9 protein-coding genes are annotated in these 17,752 nt (G+C 41.3%); all 9 read right to left on the bottom strand.

Features of this window, described 5'->3' with window-relative positions; translation table 11 throughout:
* Positions 1–35: 35 nt before the first annotated feature.
* On the bottom strand, positions 36–2,489 hold the full coding sequence (locus ACTJKC_RS03045) for a glycoside hydrolase family 31 protein (RefSeq protein WP_440790169.1): 2,454 nt from the start codon (positions 2,487–2,489) through the stop codon (positions 36–38).
* 2 nt (positions 2,490–2,491) lie between these two features.
* A complete protein-coding gene (locus ACTJKC_RS03040; protein ID WP_440790167.1) occupies positions 2,492–4,993 on the bottom strand; it encodes a glycosyl hydrolase 115 family protein in 2,502 nt (833 codons plus the stop codon).
* Between the two features lie 5 nt (positions 4,994–4,998).
* Positions 4,999–6,126: a glycoside hydrolase family 88/105 protein gene (locus ACTJKC_RS03035; protein ID WP_440790165.1), complete on the bottom strand. Its 1,128-nt coding sequence runs from the start codon at positions 6,124–6,126 to the stop codon at positions 4,999–5,001.
* 16 nt (positions 6,127–6,142) lie between these two features.
* Entirely contained in the window at positions 6,143–9,004 is a 2,862-nt protein-coding gene (locus tag ACTJKC_RS03030) for an exo-beta-1,4-galactosidase (RefSeq protein ID WP_440790163.1), read from the bottom strand.
* 137 nt (positions 9,005–9,141) lie between these two features.
* On the bottom strand, positions 9,142–9,933 hold the full coding sequence (locus ACTJKC_RS03025; protein WP_440790161.1) for a rhamnogalacturonan acetylesterase: 792 nt from the start codon (positions 9,931–9,933) through the stop codon (positions 9,142–9,144).
* A 118-nt stretch (positions 9,934–10,051) separates the two neighbouring features.
* Entirely contained in the window at positions 10,052–10,822 is a 771-nt protein-coding gene (locus ACTJKC_RS03020; RefSeq protein WP_440790159.1) for a rhamnogalacturonan acetylesterase, read from the bottom strand.
* A gap of 7 nt (positions 10,823–10,829) precedes the next feature.
* On the bottom strand, positions 10,830–13,166 hold the full coding sequence (locus tag ACTJKC_RS03015) for a sugar-binding domain-containing protein (RefSeq protein WP_440790157.1): 2,337 nt from the start codon (positions 13,164–13,166) through the stop codon (positions 10,830–10,832).
* Positions 13,167–13,184: 18 nt separating this feature from the next.
* The gene (locus ACTJKC_RS03010) at positions 13,185–14,957 is read right to left on the bottom strand and encodes a rhamnogalacturonan lyase (protein WP_440790155.1); all 1,773 of its coding nucleotides are present in this window, start codon (positions 14,955–14,957) and stop codon (positions 13,185–13,187) included.
* A 119-nt stretch (positions 14,958–15,076) separates the two neighbouring features.
* Positions 15,077–17,488 carry a hypothetical protein gene (locus ACTJKC_RS03005; protein WP_440790154.1) on the bottom strand — a complete coding sequence of 804 codons (2,412 nt, stop codon included), beginning with the start codon at positions 17,486–17,488 and terminating at the stop codon, positions 15,077–15,079.
* Positions 17,489–17,752 lie beyond the last annotated feature (264 nt).

Here is a 17,752-nt window from a genome sequence, read left to right as displayed (position 1 = left end):
CGGTCTGTGAGGACACAGACCGAGGAACTCCCCCATTAATTCACGACAAAGCTCAAATCAGTACTGTTATCTCCGGCCGATTTAACCCATAGTATTTTATTCCTGGTATCATAAAACCAGCCTTCAGTTTTATCTAAACGATCTGGTGTTTTTAAAGCTTTTATTTTTTGCCCATTCTCCGAAACTGTTGTTGGATCAGCTTTTCCTGTCCAATGTATTTTGGCCAGATATTTATGCTTACTGGGCTTAAAACTTCCTGTTGGTTTGGCCACTCTCAGTGTAAAATTTGATGCGGTTAATGAAGAGGTGATCTTCGTTAAAGCAAAGCTTCCTGTTTTGTAGGCCGCGCTTAAATTATCATCTTCATAAAGGTCATATTTAGATTCGCCGTAAGGGAAAACATCCAGGGTAATCACATCAACGGGTTTTTCGCCACTGTAGGTCATTTCCGGCTGCATCGGAATAATGCTACCTGCTTTAACAAATAAAGGAATCGTATCTAATGGTGCCACCACATGGTGATAACTTTTGCCTTCGTATTTCTCATTTGTCCAGTAATTAAACCAGGTGCCTTCCGGCAGATAAACCGAACGCGTAATGGCACCTTTAGTGGTTACCGGGGCGACCATTAAATGATCGCCAAACATATACTGATCGCCAATTTCATATACATTTTCGTCATCCTGATGGTTTAATACTAAAGCCCTCATCATCGGCAAGCCTGTTTGGTATTGCTGATGCATGCTCGTGTACAGGTAAGGAAATAACCGGTAACGCAACAGATCATATTTTTTGAAATTACGCAAAGCATCTTCGCCATATTTCCAGGGCTCTTTATAACCAGGGTGATCCATCCCGAAAACCAATGCAATCGGACTGAACATCCCAAATTGCACCCAACGGATATACAGCTCCGGATCAGCCTGATGTTCAAAGCCACCCATACAATGCGCCCATGAACCTACACCTGAAAGACCAACATTTAAACCCGCTTTAATTACCGGTGCGAAATATTGCCACTCGCTAGGCCAATCGCCTGCGAAAATATAAGGATAACGTTGAATACCTGAATAACCTTCACGGGTTTGGTTCAATCCTCTAAAACCGTTAAACTTTTCGAACTCCAAAAAAGGCGCTTTGGCATAAGCGATAGGGAAAAGATTATGTAAACGTTCGGCATCTTTTCCGGTTGGACCAACCTTCTCACTTTCGTTGGCTAAAGATCCAAAAGCACTGCCTTCATCTGTTTTGAGAAATTTTGCCCCCAATTTTGCTACCCGCATTACGCCGTTATCCCACCACCACTGTGTTGCCTTTTCATCGAAAAAGTTTACAAATTCGCCGGGTTTACCATTTTCGGGATAGGTATAACCTTTTTCTCTCGCCTGATCTAATAAATTTAATTTTTTAGCATTATCAAACCGTGGACGAAGATGCAAGCCCACCATTTTATAGTTCATGGCGTAAATGCTTTCGAACATCGATTTTGGATCTTTAAAGGTTTCTCTCCATTCGAAAGAAGTGGCACCTTTGCCGCCATTTTCGCCAAATAAGCGCCAGGTAGAATCCAGCCATAACAAATCAACAGGAATGCCCAATGATCTGTATTTTTTTGCCAGCTCGACCACATAATGATCAGAAGATTGTGCCTCATTCCCCCACGTACCTCCGCTATACGTACCTGCGTGTAAGCCCAAGGCGAACTGTGGCAACATCGGCGATTTGCCGGTAATGCTGGTATAATGATCTAAAATGGCCGGAAAAGTTGGCCCATACATGAAATAATAATCCAATTCTCCATCAGCAGCTTTAAAACTGTACTGATCTTTTTTCGTGGCGCCCATATCCCATTCGGTGGCAAAGGAATTATGGAAGAAAATACCGTAGCCTTTTGTACTCATAAAAAACGGAACCGGACAATAATTGGCCTCTAATATATTGTAAGCACCAATGGCATGCGGCAAACCTTTACCACGGCCTACATTTAAGTTTAGTTTTTTAAAACGGCGATCCATAAAATCCATGCGTTCGCCAAAACCAAAAAAATGTTCATCGGCCTGCAGTTTTTTGCTTACCCCAACCTGCGTATTTTCTTTACTTACCGCTCCCTTTACTTCGCTACTCAGTAATTTACCTTTGGCATCAAAAACATCAATCCTGAAAGGGGCCTTGTATAATTTAACCACCAATTTTGCTGTGGTAAGCAAGAAATGATCTTTTTTATCCGAAACTTTAACCGCAACATTAGGCCAGTTGTAATTGATTACCATCAGGTTTTCGTTGGCTTCGAATTTACCGCTCCAGCTGGTTATGATCCTGAATATTTCCGGTGTACAGAATTCGAATTTCACTTCTCCCCTTGTGGTTGAAAATGAAATGGTATTTCCCGTTTTCTTAAAACCAGATTTATAATCGCCAATGCTTTGTGCCCTGGCAATAGAAAATATAAAAATTAAGGTTAGTGCAAAAGCTAAAAGTTTCTTCATCATATTTATTGTATTTCCAACTGGTTAATTACCAAGCCCGGATCGAGCAGATAGATTTTAACAGTCGATTTACCTGTTATATTAATCTCGTGTTTGGTTAAACCTGAAGCGTAACCCTGAAGCACATTCTGTTTCCAGATGTTATTTTCTGAAGCCGGAGAAATGTTTATGATCTGTGGTGTATCGTTATTTACAGAAATGGCATAACGCACTTTAATGCCGTTATTAATCCCTTGCGTAGGCAAACATTTTACTTCGATCTGGTGCTCGCCCTGTGTTTTAAAATTGACATTGTAAATGGCATAAGCAGCATTTTTAATCTCTTTTTCATCAATTGGTTTAAAAGTAAAAGGATAAACCGAAATACCATCGCCACCTAAACCCAATCCTTTTAAAGTTTGTAATGTTACTCCTTTTGGAACAGATTTCTCGGCATATTTAGCGGCCTGAAGAATAATTTTATTTTCAGTTTTCGCTACTGCACCTGATGGTCTCGCAGCAATAGAATCGGCCACTTTTGGCATTTTAAAAACCGCTAAATCGCGAGGTTTCCAGTTCATCATGCCGTTCCACTTGCCACCTGAAATTTCTTCATTGTATTTTTTGGTGATCAACTGGATCTGTTCAAAAGCAGCTTTCGATTTTTTCGAATAAGTCAAAGCGGATTGATCTCCGTTTGCTGCCAAGGCCAAACTTTTTTTGGCGTATAAAATCTTCTGATTCATCAGCATGGCGCCTTCAACAGGATACAAAATCAATTCAAAAAAGGCGTCTTTTAAACGTGCTGGCATCTTTTCATTTAAATTTTTAGCCTGATTATAAATCTTTTCATAAGCGGCCAAACGTTCTTCAGCCTGGACATCTGTAAAACTAACACTGGCCATATGCTCTGGCTTAGCAGCCTGCGCCAAGCGATAATAAATTGCTTTTATTTCAGCAATGGGTTCTGCAAATTCGGCACCGAAAGTCTCTGTAGCCCAGCTTTCGGCATATTTATCCGCATTTTCGGGTTTCCACTGGTTTACATTCCAGGCCAAGTCCATCGCAAACTGTGTTTCCATCTCAGCAGGTTTAATATCGCCCACATTTATGACCCAAAGTCGGTCAGCTTTATACTGGTAGGCCTTGCTTAACTCGTAAGAAATCAATGATGGAGAAATGGAAGAGAGCCACAGGTAATCTTGCGGTGCACCCCAGTACGAAATATGGTAATACACCCCACTTCCGCCCGATCGTTTTTGCTCCTCAGGGTTAGAAAGCTGGCGGATATAACCATGATTATCATCCGCCCAGACAATGGTTACATCATCAGGAAGTTTCAATCCTGCCTGATATAAAGATAAAACCTCTTTATAAGGGCAAAAAATCTGCGGGATAGTGCTTACAGGTTTAGTAATATTCTTACTTAAAATTGTTCTTTGATCAGTTATGATTTCACCCAGCAACTTTACTTTTGCATTTTTATCTTTCGGTCGGGGCATACTGCCGTCGTGAATACCACGCATCCCCACAGTATAAACTGATTCGTAATTTTTAGCTTGTTTTACACGGTCAGTCCAGTAATTGGCCATTTCATTTTTATTCAGATCGTAACGCCATTCACCAGGTTTTTTACCGTATTCGTGTTCAAAATTCTCTGCCCATTCGAAAACATTATTCCGTAACATAGGCTCACAATGACTGGAACCTAAAACAATGGCATATTTATCGGCCATGACCGGATTGTTGGCATAATAATAAAACGCTTTGGTTGAAGGATGCATACCCGGCCAGATGTAATTGGCTTTTAACCTGAGCAGTAATTCGAATATTTTGGTGTAGGTTTTCGGACCGATATCTTTCACATCAGTATCCATCATTTTAGCTGCCCAGGGCTGAATGCCCCAATCTTCATCATTGATAAAAATACCACGGTATTTAACTGATGGCGACTCCACTAATGGCTGACCAGCTTTAATGTATAAAGATTTTTTGGGCGCAGGCTTTACATCCGCCCACCAACAAAGGGGTGATACGCCAAGCATCCTTGACAGTTGAAATACACCATAGGCTGTTCCCCTCCTGTCACTTCCGGCTATCACCAATGCTCTTTTTACGCCTTTTACAGGATTTTCGATTACCGAAACCGAAAAAGTTTCCCATTTGCCGGATAAAGTAGTACGGTCGATTTTCCCGGTTTTAGCCAGTTGATCGATATAAAATGACTGCCCAAGCGTACCGATAATGATCGGATAGGCACTTAAAGTTGTATTATTTTTAAAAACCGGCGAAGTATGGCCAGTTAATAATTGAATGTCATCTTTAAAAGCAGTGGCCGCAATTCCTACCACTTCGGCATCCTTTGCATCGATATACATGGATGATGCTTTTCCTCCGTCAACAATCGGGAACGATGAAATACTGTTAACTTCAGAAACAGCAATGCCTGCCCTTTGTGCCATATTTTGTTTAGGCAGCAAGAACAACCACATTAATACCGATAAAGTAGTCAGGTTTCTGACATTCATTTTTATTATTTTTTAAGTTTATAAACTTCAGTTCCGGCCAATAAAAAACAGCCCAAACCATAATCTTCAAAATCAGGTACACTGGTATAGGTTACCGGTTGCCCATCTTTTGGCTCTTTACCTGTTCCCTGCATAAAACCGATGGATCCGTTTTTCTGAACAGCATCTTTGGTCATGGCGTTCCAGGCTTTGGTAATGATAGGCAAATAAGTCGCCTTATCTAAAATCCCCTGGTTTACACCCCAGGCCATACCATATACAAACAATGCCGTACCTGAAGTTTCTTTACCACCAAAATGCGTGGCATCATGTAAACTTACATTCCAGAAACCATCAGTTCGCTGGATCGGCACCAAAGCTTTGATCATTTCGTGATAGGTTTTTAAATATTCGTTGCGGTGAGGTTCATTTTCAGGGATAATTTCCAATACACGTACCAATGCGGCAAGCACCCATCCATTCCCTCTGGCCCAATAACAATCTTCTCCGTTGGGCTCTTTATAAGGGGGCACAAAATCTTTATCGCGCCACCAAAGGCCATCTTTGGCATTGTACAAACCACCACCTTCAGTATTTTTGGAGTGCAGGTACATTTTGTACATGTAATTGTAATAGGTGGTATCGTTATATAATTTGCCCAATTTGGCGAAAACAGGCATCCCCATTTGTATCGCATCGATCCAGGTCCAATCGTTTACCTTACCCGATTTAATCACCAGATCGATCGAGGCTTTAATATCTTTGATGCGTTCGGGCTGCTGATCAATCTGATAAAGATCGATATAGGTTTGTCCACAGGCCTGATCATCAGCATTTTTGGTGCTAATGCCATTTCTTAAACCCCAGTTATGTTTTTGCCCCCATTGAACGGCATAATCATAATACGCTTTTTCAGGATGGATTTGATAAAGATTCATTAATCCTTCGTAATAAACGGCCCTTGTCCAGATGTTGCTTGGCCTTTCCCGGTTGGTTATGATCGATTTCCCCGCATCAGGCCACTTATTCATGAAATAAGCATTTGTTGATTTTAATACTTTTAGAACCTCCTTTTTATTTGGGATTTTCTGTGCCAAAACTAACTGGACAGATATGCTGAATAGTATAGCGGAGCTGAATATAAATTTCTTCATGGTGGTTTCGCTTATCTTAATTGGTTTTCGGTTTTGGTTTTAATTCGTCCGGACTATCTTTTGTAAAGGTATCGAACTGGATTTTCGACGGACTTTCGAAGATATCTTTTACGGTATTAAAAGCCACTTCGTATTTTGGATTAAACTGATCAGATATCATGTATTGCTGTAAACTGAAATAAAGCTGCTGAGCCGCCGGGCTACCTTTTAAATCAGGCGAAAGATTGGCGCTCGAAACTACTAATTTCCCCTTGCCCACTTTCGCTTCAAAAACCAGCGCCAAACGGCGGTTCAGAAACCAGGTATCGATCGGCTGAACAATTGGTTTAAAGCCCGATGGAAAATCTTCGAGGTTCATCACCTGCGATTTATTGACAATCTCCCACCATTGCATATCGCTGTGGAAATCAGTCGGGAAATTGTTAAAAGCAGCATGTTTTGGATCGCATAAAATCCCCAGTGTATGTGGCGGACGCATTTTGAACCATGAGGTATTCCAAAACACCGGTAAAAAAGTCTGCACCACTTCTTTTCCTTTTACCACTTTGCCTGCTGCATTAAGAAAAACGCTGCCTCCTTCGGCCAAAACCGACTGGGCTTTGTCATCTAAACTGGTACAGTAATATACATTGCTTTTAACCTGTGGTAATTCTGCAGGATAAACCCAGAAACTCCAGTCGTTGGCAAATTCAGTTCCATCAATGGTAACTTCTAACTTCAGTTTTGTGGCTTTTGTTATGCTATTTAGGGGAAATTTAATCTCTCCGATGATAATACAATTGGTAAGGGCTAAGGTTTTAGGATCGAAACTACCTTTCGCCACATTTGTGCCGCCTTCATCTTTAAGCGTCCAGGAGAGTTTTGCATTTTCAATCGGTGCTTTCCCAAAATGGGCTACTTCTACCGCAGCTGCTAAGGTTTCGTTATTGGTAAAAACAAACTTCGAAACTTTTAATAAGGGTACCGTGCTGTTAGAAAAACGTTTGAATGCTTTGGCGTTGATATAACCTTTCTCATCCCAGAAGGCATCCAATACACCCACAAGCGCTGTTCCCTGTCCGGGATAATCATTTAAGGATAAAAGCTGGTAACCATTGTAATTTGGCGTCCGCAATGCTTTTTCGATTTCATTCTTATAACAAAGTGCCTGTAATTTGCCCGAAGCCATTAAAAAGTCATGCCCCTGATCAGCCATATCGTGATCTTTAAGATCTTCCTGAAACATTTCGAAGTTCTTTGCGCAATAAACACCGGTATATTTTTTGATTTCATCGAAATTAGGGAAGGCACAATACTGCCCCATTTCGTGTGCCACAAAAGGTACCGTAAACTGTTCGATCTGTTTGGCATAGGTTGAAATGCTTTCTGGTTTTCTGCCCCAATCTAAACCCCTGGCACCTGCACGTACCATAAATTCGTTGTTTGGAATAACCGGCCAGCTTCCACCAACCGATGCGCCGGTGTACAGTCGTCTCGAATCTTTGGCTTTCCAGTAATTATTAAATTTGGTCAGGTATTCAACCTGCCTGCCACGTGGTTCATTTCCATAGGCCATCATACAAAAGGATGCATAATTGCCATAGCTTTTAGCCATGCGGTTGGTTTCATCATAAATAAACTGGTCGATCGGTTTTCCATCTCCGATTGATGAACCATGATTGGCCCAGCTCGGTCCTTCTGGCTGCAGGTAAAAACCTATCTGATCTGCGGCTATAAAGGCAGCTTCAGGAGGACAAAATGAATGAAAACGCATGTGGTTTAAGCCATGGGCCTTCGAAATTTTAAAAATACGTACCCATGCCGCAACATCCATTGATGGATAACCGGTTAGCGGAAATTCGCAATTATTAACCGTACCACGTAAAAAAACCGGACGCCCATTGATTTCAAAAGTTCTGCCTACCGCTTTAAATTCGCGCATGCCGAACTGTATTTTTTTTTCATCTTTTTTGCCGTCTTTCGAATTCAGCGTGGCTGTTAAACGATATAATGCCGGATCGAACTCATCCCAGGTGGCTATTTTATTGCCCATTGGAAAATTGATCTCCAGGCTGCCTTCACCATTTGTGATCTGATAAGCCGCTGTTACTGGTTTTACCTGCAGGATATTTTTGGTATTGAAAGTTGTTGCAACCAGCGTAATTTTCCCGGTAGAGGATTCGCCGGCATTGGCTTTCAACTGGATTTTAACTCTGGCAGACTTATTTTTCAGATCAGGGTAAACCTGGATATCATCAAAATAAACAGGCGAACCGGCCAGCAGTTCCATTTTGCCAACTACCCCGTTCCAGTTGCCTTGTGTATGATCGGTTAAACTATGCGAATCCTGCCCTACATTGATTGCCTTGATGCGGTTATCAATCAGTAAAGTGATGGTATGTTTTCCGGCTTTTAAATTTAGCGGGAGTGCAAAATTCTGAGCAACTACAAAGGTAAATTGCGTACCGATTTCGATATCGTCTATCCAAACCCTTGTTTCGGAATGGGGATACTCTAAAGATAATACCAGCCGCTTACCCTTCCAGTTGGCGGGGATTTCGATATCTTTCTGATACCAGGCCGCACCGGTATAATGTTTGGCAGGGGTTAACCAGAAAGGTATTTTTAAGTTACCGGGTTTACGGTATTTTTCTAAACGGGGGTGGAAAAAGTAAGAGCTGTCGTAAATGCTTCCGGTCCACTTTGTTTTGAGGGTAATATCATCACCTTTTAAATTTTCGGCCATCGAACCTGGTAGATTAACGGATTCAGGAAGAACGGATGAATACCATTTTCCTTTTATGCCTTCATCTTTAGTATCTATTTTGAAACGCCATTTGCCTTCCAGTGAAATACTTTGGGCATGTGTTTTCGGAATGCTTAAAAATATTAAAGCCATGCCTATCAGCACTATGAAAACCCGGTTTATCTGTATCTGCATAAAATTGAACGGCTTATTACCGCTGGTATTTGGTTAGGCTGTTAAAATAAAACAATATCGGCAGGAAAGCATCCTGTAGTATCCTGCCCGGTGACTTATTTCAGGTAGCTATTCAGTTTATTGGTTTTTAATTTCTTTAGGCCTTCTACCACATCCGCTGCATTTAACTTCGCACCGGCTTCGTTGGTATGGGTGTGGTCTTTCTCGGTAAAAAATGTCTTTACCTCAATCGCACTTAAAGCGGCATATTGATCTTTAATGAGCTGATTTAATGGAATAAAATCAACTTTTTCAGCTTTTGCCACCGCTTCAGCCCAACCTGCATAACTATCATTGGCTAAAACCACCGCGTTATCTTTAACCGGATTGCGTGGAATTGGCGAGCAAACAATCGGTGTTGCACCTTTAGCTTTAATATCGCTAATGAATTTGCGCAGGTACCAGCCATACGTATATACCACTTCCTGCTTTTTCTTAATCGGGTTATAAATTTCTTTACTTTCCGTTCCAATGCCTTTTATGGTGCCACGGGCACGGGCGGTATCATCCAGCGGGCTGCTATCATTATGACCAAACTGCATCATCACGAAATCGCCTTTTTTTACTTTTGCCAAAACCGCATCCCACAAACCATTGGTTTGAAAAGTACGACTGCTGGTGCCGCCAAGTGCATCATTTTCGACATTGATTTTTTCAGTGTTAAATAGATTACCGATAAAACTTCCCCAGCCCCATAAAGAACCATCGCCTTTTCCTTTTCCGTTTTTAACGGTCGAATCGCCAATGAGGAATAAAGTGGGTTTCGCCTGCTGTTTCAAGATGATGCAGGAAGAAAAGATGATGAAGGTAGTTAAGAGAATTAGATATAGGTATTTAGTTGATTTCATATGACAATGATTACACCCTTCTGGGTTGATTACAGATTATTAGATTACTTAGATTAATTTTCGGATGATTGGCTATGCTCCTTAGTCTTCGGACATCGGACTTTCGAACCTCCGTCTTCTAGTCTTTCAGATACTTTTTCAAATTACAATCTTTCAATTCTTTAATCCCTTCTACAACAGATTCGGCGTTAACTTTTGCACCTTCTAAATTGGTGTGAGTATGGTCGCCGGGGAAATATTGTTTTACTTTATCCGGACCGAGCGCATCATATTTATCGGCCGTAATTTTATTCAGGTCGACGAAATAAGCATTTTCTTCTTTCGCAACTTCAGCGGCCCATTTTCCGAAATCGTTATTGGCCCGAAGCACTTTGCCATCTTTAAAAATGTTTCTGGGAATCATCGACAATACAATCGGCGTAGCGCCTTTGGCTTTGGTTTCGCGTACAAATTTGCGGATATACCAGCCATAGGTATGTACCGTTTCTACCTTTCCATCAGGCCAGGTTAGTACTTTGGTTTCTTCACCGGTGCCTCTTAACACACCTCTTCTACCGGCTTTGGTGGTATCAGGTACACTTCCGTCATTGTGCCCGAACTGCATCGTAACGAAATCGCCGGGTTTTAATGTTTCCAGGACCTTATCCCACCGGCCTTCTGATAAAAAAGTGCGTGTACTTCTCCCGGCCATGGCATTATTCTCTACATGGATTTTTGTGGTATCAAACAGGGACGCAATTGGTGTTCCCCAGCCCCAGGTTTCTTTGTTCGAATTGCGGACGGTAGAATCGCCAATGGTATGGAGAGCAGGTTTATCGCCTTTTATAAATGCCGAAGCCAAAAAGATGATGGCTACTGCGGTAAGTAGTTTTATGGGTGTAAACTTCATTGTATTATTATTTATTCACTTCTAATTTTATTGATGCACCTTCCAATCCATCTGCAGTGGCCTTAACCTCAACATTTCCAGTTGCATTACCTTTTATATTAGCCATGCAAACACCCTGATAGGCATGCCGTTGCGTGGCTTTGTACATTTCGTGACTGGCTATATTCCCATTATCAACAGCATCGATAACTCCACTGCCTGAAATGCTAAATTTGATCAGTTGGTCAGCATTTGGACAGAGATTTCCGTTTACATCATAAATTTTTGCGGTTACAAAAGCCACATCCTCCCAACTATTTTTGATTTTGCTTTTATCAACCGATAATACAATTTTAGCGGGAGGTCCGGCAGTTTTAAGTTCTTCTGATAAAACCACTTTGCCTTTATTTTTACCAACTGCTTTAATACTGCCTTTTTCGAAAGTGACATCCCATAAACGGGGTGAATCATCGGCTGGTTTAGCTTTGCTGCCCAGCGATTTACCATTTAAAAAGAGTTCTACCTCTTCGCAATTGCTGTAAACGGCAACTTTTGCGTCATCGTAAGTATCAAAATCGGTGGGTGTCCAGTTATTGATCCAGGCACCAGCACCGGCATTATCTTCTTTACGGACAATATGTACCACAGGTTTATCCGACCACCAGCTCTGGCGTTGTAAACTTTGCTGTTTCCAGCTTCCAATCCTGTCGAACAAACCTTGTCCGTTGGTAATTTGCGGCCAATCAGCTTCTCCAAGATAGTCAAAACCTGTCCACAGGAACTGACCTGCCATAAAAGGATTATCGCGAAGTGCCAGATATTGCTGAATGACATGCGTATTCTCTGTGCCGGTTACTTTTAAATTTGGTTTCTGATTGTGCAGTGCTACCAATTCATTCTCTCGGTAATTCTGCCCGACAACATCCATTGTTTCGGCAAATCCATTGGTGTAAACTTTCGAATTGGCCGGACGGAAAAGCGCCATGGTTACCGGGCGGCCTGGGTCGAGCTGATGAATGAGGTCTTGCTGGTCCTTATATTTTTTAAATCCTTCAGGACTGTTTAAATCATCATGGATTTCGTTTCCAACACTATAAATTATGATGGACGGATGATTACGGTCGCGCATTACCATATCACGCGTATCGCGTTCCCACCATTCGGTAAAAAATCTGTTGTATCCTTTTTCACCATTGTTTTTAGCCGAATTCCAGGTGTCAAAGGTTTCATCCATTACTAAGAAACCCATCTGGTCGCACAGATCCAAAAACTCTGGTGCAACCGGATTATGCGCTGTTCTGATGGCGTTTACCCCTACCTCTTTTAAACGTCCTAACCGAAACTTCCATACGCTTAAAGGCACGGCTGCGCCAACAGCACCGCCATCATGGTGCAAACATGCCCCTTTCAACTTAAAGTTTTTGCCATTTAACCAGAAACCGGTTGAAGCATCAAATTTGAAAGCCCTGATCCCAAAAGTATTCAGCTGATCGTCAATTACCCTCCCGTTCAGTGTTATTTTTGTTAAGGTTTGGTATAAATCCGGACTTTCCAGATTCCAAAGTTTTGGGTTTGTTACCAAGAGCTCCTGATCTACACTACCATTTTTTCCAGCTGCGATGGTTTGTTTACTTTGCACAGTTTTAACAATTTTTCCTGCAGGATCTAAAACTGATGTTTCTATGGTAACCTGTGCACTTTGACCAGATTCATTTAACACTTCCGTTTTCACCTTTACTGCAGCTTTTTGAGCAGTAGCATCAGGAGTAGTGATGTACACACCCCAATCGGCAATATGAACTGCATCAGTGGCAACAAGGCGCACATGCCTGTAAATTCCGGCACCCGTATAATAACGCGAAGCAGGTTGTACGGTATTATCGGCTTTTACTGCAATTGTATTGATTTTGCCTTTCCCAAAATTTAAATATTTACTTAAATCGTAGCTGAAGCTGATGTAACCAAAGGGGCGTTTACCTAAATAAAATCCATTAATCCATACCTCACTGTTGGCCATTATGCCATCAAATTCTATCGTTACTTTCTTTTTGGAAAAGCTTTCGTCAAGATTGAAAGTTTTACGGTACCAGCCGATGCCCGAAGGTAAATAACCGCCTCCGCGGGCAGTTAAATTTGTTTTATCGTATGCCCCTTCAATGCTCCAATCGTGCGGAACATTCAATTTCCGCCATTTGGTTTGGTCGAAACCGGTTTTTTCTGCACCCTGTACATCACCAGGATTAAAGGCCCAGTCCTCATCGAAAAGAGTAATTACCCTCACCTGCTCTTTTAGAGTCTGTGCAAACACCACGGGGCAACAAAATACAAAAATGAAAGAGAGGATATATAATCTGTTGTATTTCATAATATCTACCGGATTCGTTTATTTCTTAGGTTCTACCAACGTTATGTGCGGTTTTGGTGCTTTTTCCATGCCGAAACCAAAATAAAAACCGGTATGTGGTGGCTGATTATAACCATCATTTTGCCAGGCAATGCTTAAACGATATTGAGGATCGTGCATTAAGGTATAATTGCGGTGCTCAGTTGGTATGGTTGTGGTATAAATCCTTAAACTTTGATTATCATAAGATCTTAAGATCAGTTCTTCGCGCCAATCGCCAAAAACATCAGCACTTAAAACAGGGGTTGATTTGGTTCCGTTATTCGATACCGATCCTTCAGCTGTAAAAAGCCGCCCTCCATTATACTTATCAATGTGGTTTCCATCTAAAAGTTCCCTTGATAAATCACCGTCCCAATAAATCAAAAAATTAGTTGATCGTGGCTGATTGCCAATCCGTTTGCCTTTGATATCGTATAATCCGTTCGATCCTGACCACCACATCTGTGCACCAAAACGGGTATTATCAATATTATCGGCCACTCCCCTGCCCACATCCTCATCCTGCGAGCCTTTCCATAATATTTCGCTGGTTTTTGCATCATAAACCGCAACACCAGGGCCTTTTGTACCTTCTTCTATTTCGTGCACCCCAAAAACTTCTAATCCCGGACGATCAGGATCAAGATCCGAAACATGAATGGCATCGCCGTGTCTTAAGCCTGTGGTGTACAATCCCTTTCCGTTATCATCCACGCACATTGAACCATAAATAATTTCATCCTTTCCGTCGCCATCAACATCGGCCACCGTGAGGTTATGATTTCCCTGCCCTGAAAATGGATTTTTCGCATCTTTGGTATCAAATACCCATCTGGACATTAATTTGCCATTACGCCAGTCCCACGCAGCCAAAACCGTTCTGCCGTAGTAGCCCCTGCACATCACCACACTTGGATGAATACCATCTAAATAGGCCACGCAGGCATTAAATCGATCTACACGGTTGCCTGTATTGTCGTTTTTTCCATTTCCGCCTCTGCCACCCCATCCACCAATATCGCCCCGTGCAGGAATATAATCTGTAGTAGCCAAGGCTTCGCCTGTTTTACCGCTGAATACGGTTAAAAATTCAGGGCCATTTAATATTTTACCATTCTGGTTTCGCCAATCTTTAGTCGAATCGCCAATTACCTTTCCTTTGCCATCTATCGTTCCATCGGCAGTTTTGCACACCATTTCGGCTATGCCATCACCATCCAGATCGTAAACCATAAATTGAGTATAATGTGCCCCTTCCCGGATGTTCTTGCCCAGGTTAATTTCCCACAAAAAAGTTCCATCCAGTTTATAAGCCTGAAAAATTGGCGGATCGGTAATCCCGTTAGATGAATTATCTCTACCACGCCCTGTCTGGTGCAATATAATTTCGTATTCTCCATCTCCGTCTAAATCGCCAACAGAAGCATCATTAGGTGAGTAACCTGCAGGTGTTTTTAAAGGAATGGTTAAATATTGCTGAACCGGCTGCTTAGCTACAAGGGTAAACGGTTTGCTGGCCTCAAGTTCATGATTTTTAAAAACGGGTTTAACAAAATAACTATTTGCGAGATCAAAATTAACCCTTGCATCTACAAAATTTGTACTCTTTACAACGGGATCCTGATTGAGTTTTACAGCTTTGCCATTCCCGGTTTTACGGTATAAATTAAAAGCAATATCATCCGGGTCGGTACCCAACATGCGCCAGCCTATATAGACTGAATCGCTATTTTGTCGTACCGCAATCAGGCCGCGGCCAAGCTTTTCCATTTGCCTTTGGGCAAAAAGCTGAGCCGAAAAAAATATGCTGAAAATTAGGCATGAAATCGTTATGGTTCTGATCTTCATTACTTAATTATCCTGATTGTTGAAGAATGGATTATTCATGGTTATTGAATTTTATATGTTGCTTTGGCTGATACTGCTACTCCTTTATCTGTAATTCCATCGGCTTTAATCAAAATATCTGTTTTGTTATCGCCATTGAAATAGGTAATCGTGGCTTCGCCATTTTGGTTGGATTTTACCGATGGTGACCAGAAAATAGTCGTGCGTAAATCTTTATTTTGGCTTGCCGGACCAGCGTAATCAGGTGAATAAAAGGTTCTGGCCGTATAGTAACCGTTTAAATTAATGTTGAGTAAATCTAAATTTGATCCGCGCAAGGCTTCGTCCTTTAAATTAAGGCTGATGACATAAACATCTTTAGCTTCATTATTAACCAAATGCCGCACCGTAACCTGATTGATCTGATCCATGGTCAGGCTATAATAATCCAGGCGCTCGAAAAGATCTTCCCGGTTATTGATTAAAATACGCGGCCGCACTTTTTTTCCATTTGATAGAAAAGCAACACCTTCTCCTCCCGTGCTATCCGAATCATCTATTGTTTGCGCCCCATTGGCTTTTGTTAATAAAAAATGTTCCAACCCTTTGTAAGAATAATCGGCAGCAGTGATGTTAAACACCTGATCAGGGTAGCCAAAGGTTGATAAGCTCTCGTTAAACAACGTTAGCCTTTTACCAGCATTCGCCTTAATTTCAATATCGTTTAAAGAGATTGAATCGCCAAATTTATACTTACGGTTGTAATCCATGCGTTTCCCAATTTCCGCATTCAGTGTATTCGGAATCCCAGCATCAATTACCTTTAACGGTAGCAGATTTAAGGGTTTGATCAGCGTATCAATCTGTAACCAACCACCTTTTTTCCCTTTATCATCTTTTGATGAAATTTTTATTGCCTGATTGCCGTTCCAGTTTAATCCATCCAGAAAATAGTGCCCATCCTGATCAGTTTTCGTGGTGTACAGTTTATTCCCTTTAAAATTGCTTCCAAATAAAGTAATATTCATATCCGGAAGTGGTTTATTGGCCAATTTTTCACGTACCAGGCCTTTAATCGTAATACCTGGCTCGGGCAGGTAACTGATTTTTATTGCAGAATCGGCCAGTTTTCTCCAGATATAATCTCTCCAGCCCTGGGTAAGCAACAATAGGTCAAGTTGTTTTAAACGTGCTGGATTTTTAACATCGAAATACTGCGCTGCATTTTTAATTTCTCCTTTAACTTCCGATTGCAGCATTAAATAAGAAACGATGTCATTTCCATCATCCGGAACCAGCCCGTCAACCGCAGCCAGTGAAAATGAAGTTTTAGCAGGCTGGCCAAGAAAATCTGTTGCTTTTAGCTGAAGAGCCACTTTTTCACGCGGTTTATAGCTGTTCTTGCCTGGTATAATGGATAGTTTGACTTTATTTTCGTTTTGTATGTAAACCAATCGCTCACAATTGGGCCTGTTTGCATCATCCAGTAAGGTAATGATCGAAATACCATTGGGAAAACCTTTTGTTGAGACAGATACCGAAGAAGTAGCTTTACTCAGTTTAACCGATCCCGAATAAATTAAATCACCTGCATGTTTAATTACCAGCGAAACGGATTTGTCTTTCAATTCGCTAAACATGGGTTCGTTGGCGCTGATGGTTGCCTTAATATTTAAAGAATCGGTAGTAATGTGTAATGAAAGTCCTTTCTTAAGAATTGCGGGCATTTCAGAAGCAAATTTTTCTTTGCCATAAAATCCTTCAACCCTGTACTTTTCGCTGGCTTTTGGCGCAAAGGCAAAAATGCCCATACCCGCTTCGGTGCTTTGAAAAGTGGTTACGGTATCTCCTTTCGATGAAATAATGCTGCCTGAGGCTTTTATACCGTTTCCTTCATTATCATTGGTTTTAAAAGCAACAATACCGGTTAATCCTTCAACCAATGCCCCCCCTTCCGGGAAAAAAGCAATAGATTTTTTCAGGTTAGCGGCATCTGTTTGACTGCCTGGATTTCGGGTAAAATAAGAAGCATTTTCGATAATGTTATTGCTGATGTGGATCCGTTTTTGAAACACAAAATCATCGCCAAAATTCCGCATCCAATTGGTGTATGCCCTTATGGCATACCAGCCTGAAGGGATAGAATCTTTCAGTTTAAAATCCCCCCTGCCAAGCCCGCCATCTATCCGGATCATTTTCCTGTCCAGAATTTCAGATTTGGGCGAAAGCAACTCCACATATAAACTATTACTCGTAGCAGTCAGGCTGCTGCTTTTTCCGTTTACCAGATAAGCGCTAAACCAAACATCTTCGCCAGTGCTGTAATAACTACGGTCTAACTGTAGGTATGATTTCTCAAAAAAGAGTTTAACCGATTTTTGATCAGAAGCAACAGGTGCAGTTTTTTGTTGCGCCAAACAACAAATTGCTGATCCACTTAAAAGGCAAAACAACGTATATTTTTTGAGGTTCATATTCCTTTGTTAGTCATGTGAAACAGATATCCGCGCCACATATACTGACCCACAAAAAATATCATCAATAATAGAATATTGAAAAAAAAGAGGCTCATCATGCGTATTTGGTTAGCGAATCTTAACTTAAGCCGGGTGGCTTCCATTAATTGATTCATGTCGAATGTAAATAGTATATTTTTAACCTGCATCCTGTAGTATCCTGCTTTTTTAGGATGACAATATATTATAAGAAAGATTTTAAGGTTTTCCTCAAAATAAATT

Origin of the sequence: Pedobacter sp. 22226, from assembly GCF_052045455.1 — a bacterium.
In the GTDB taxonomy this organism is placed as follows: domain Bacteria; phylum Bacteroidota; class Bacteroidia; order Sphingobacteriales; family Sphingobacteriaceae; genus Pedobacter; species Pedobacter jeongneungensis.
The sequence above is the reverse complement of the archived record's forward strand: the minus strand, read 5'-3'. Positions and strand labels throughout refer to the sequence as shown.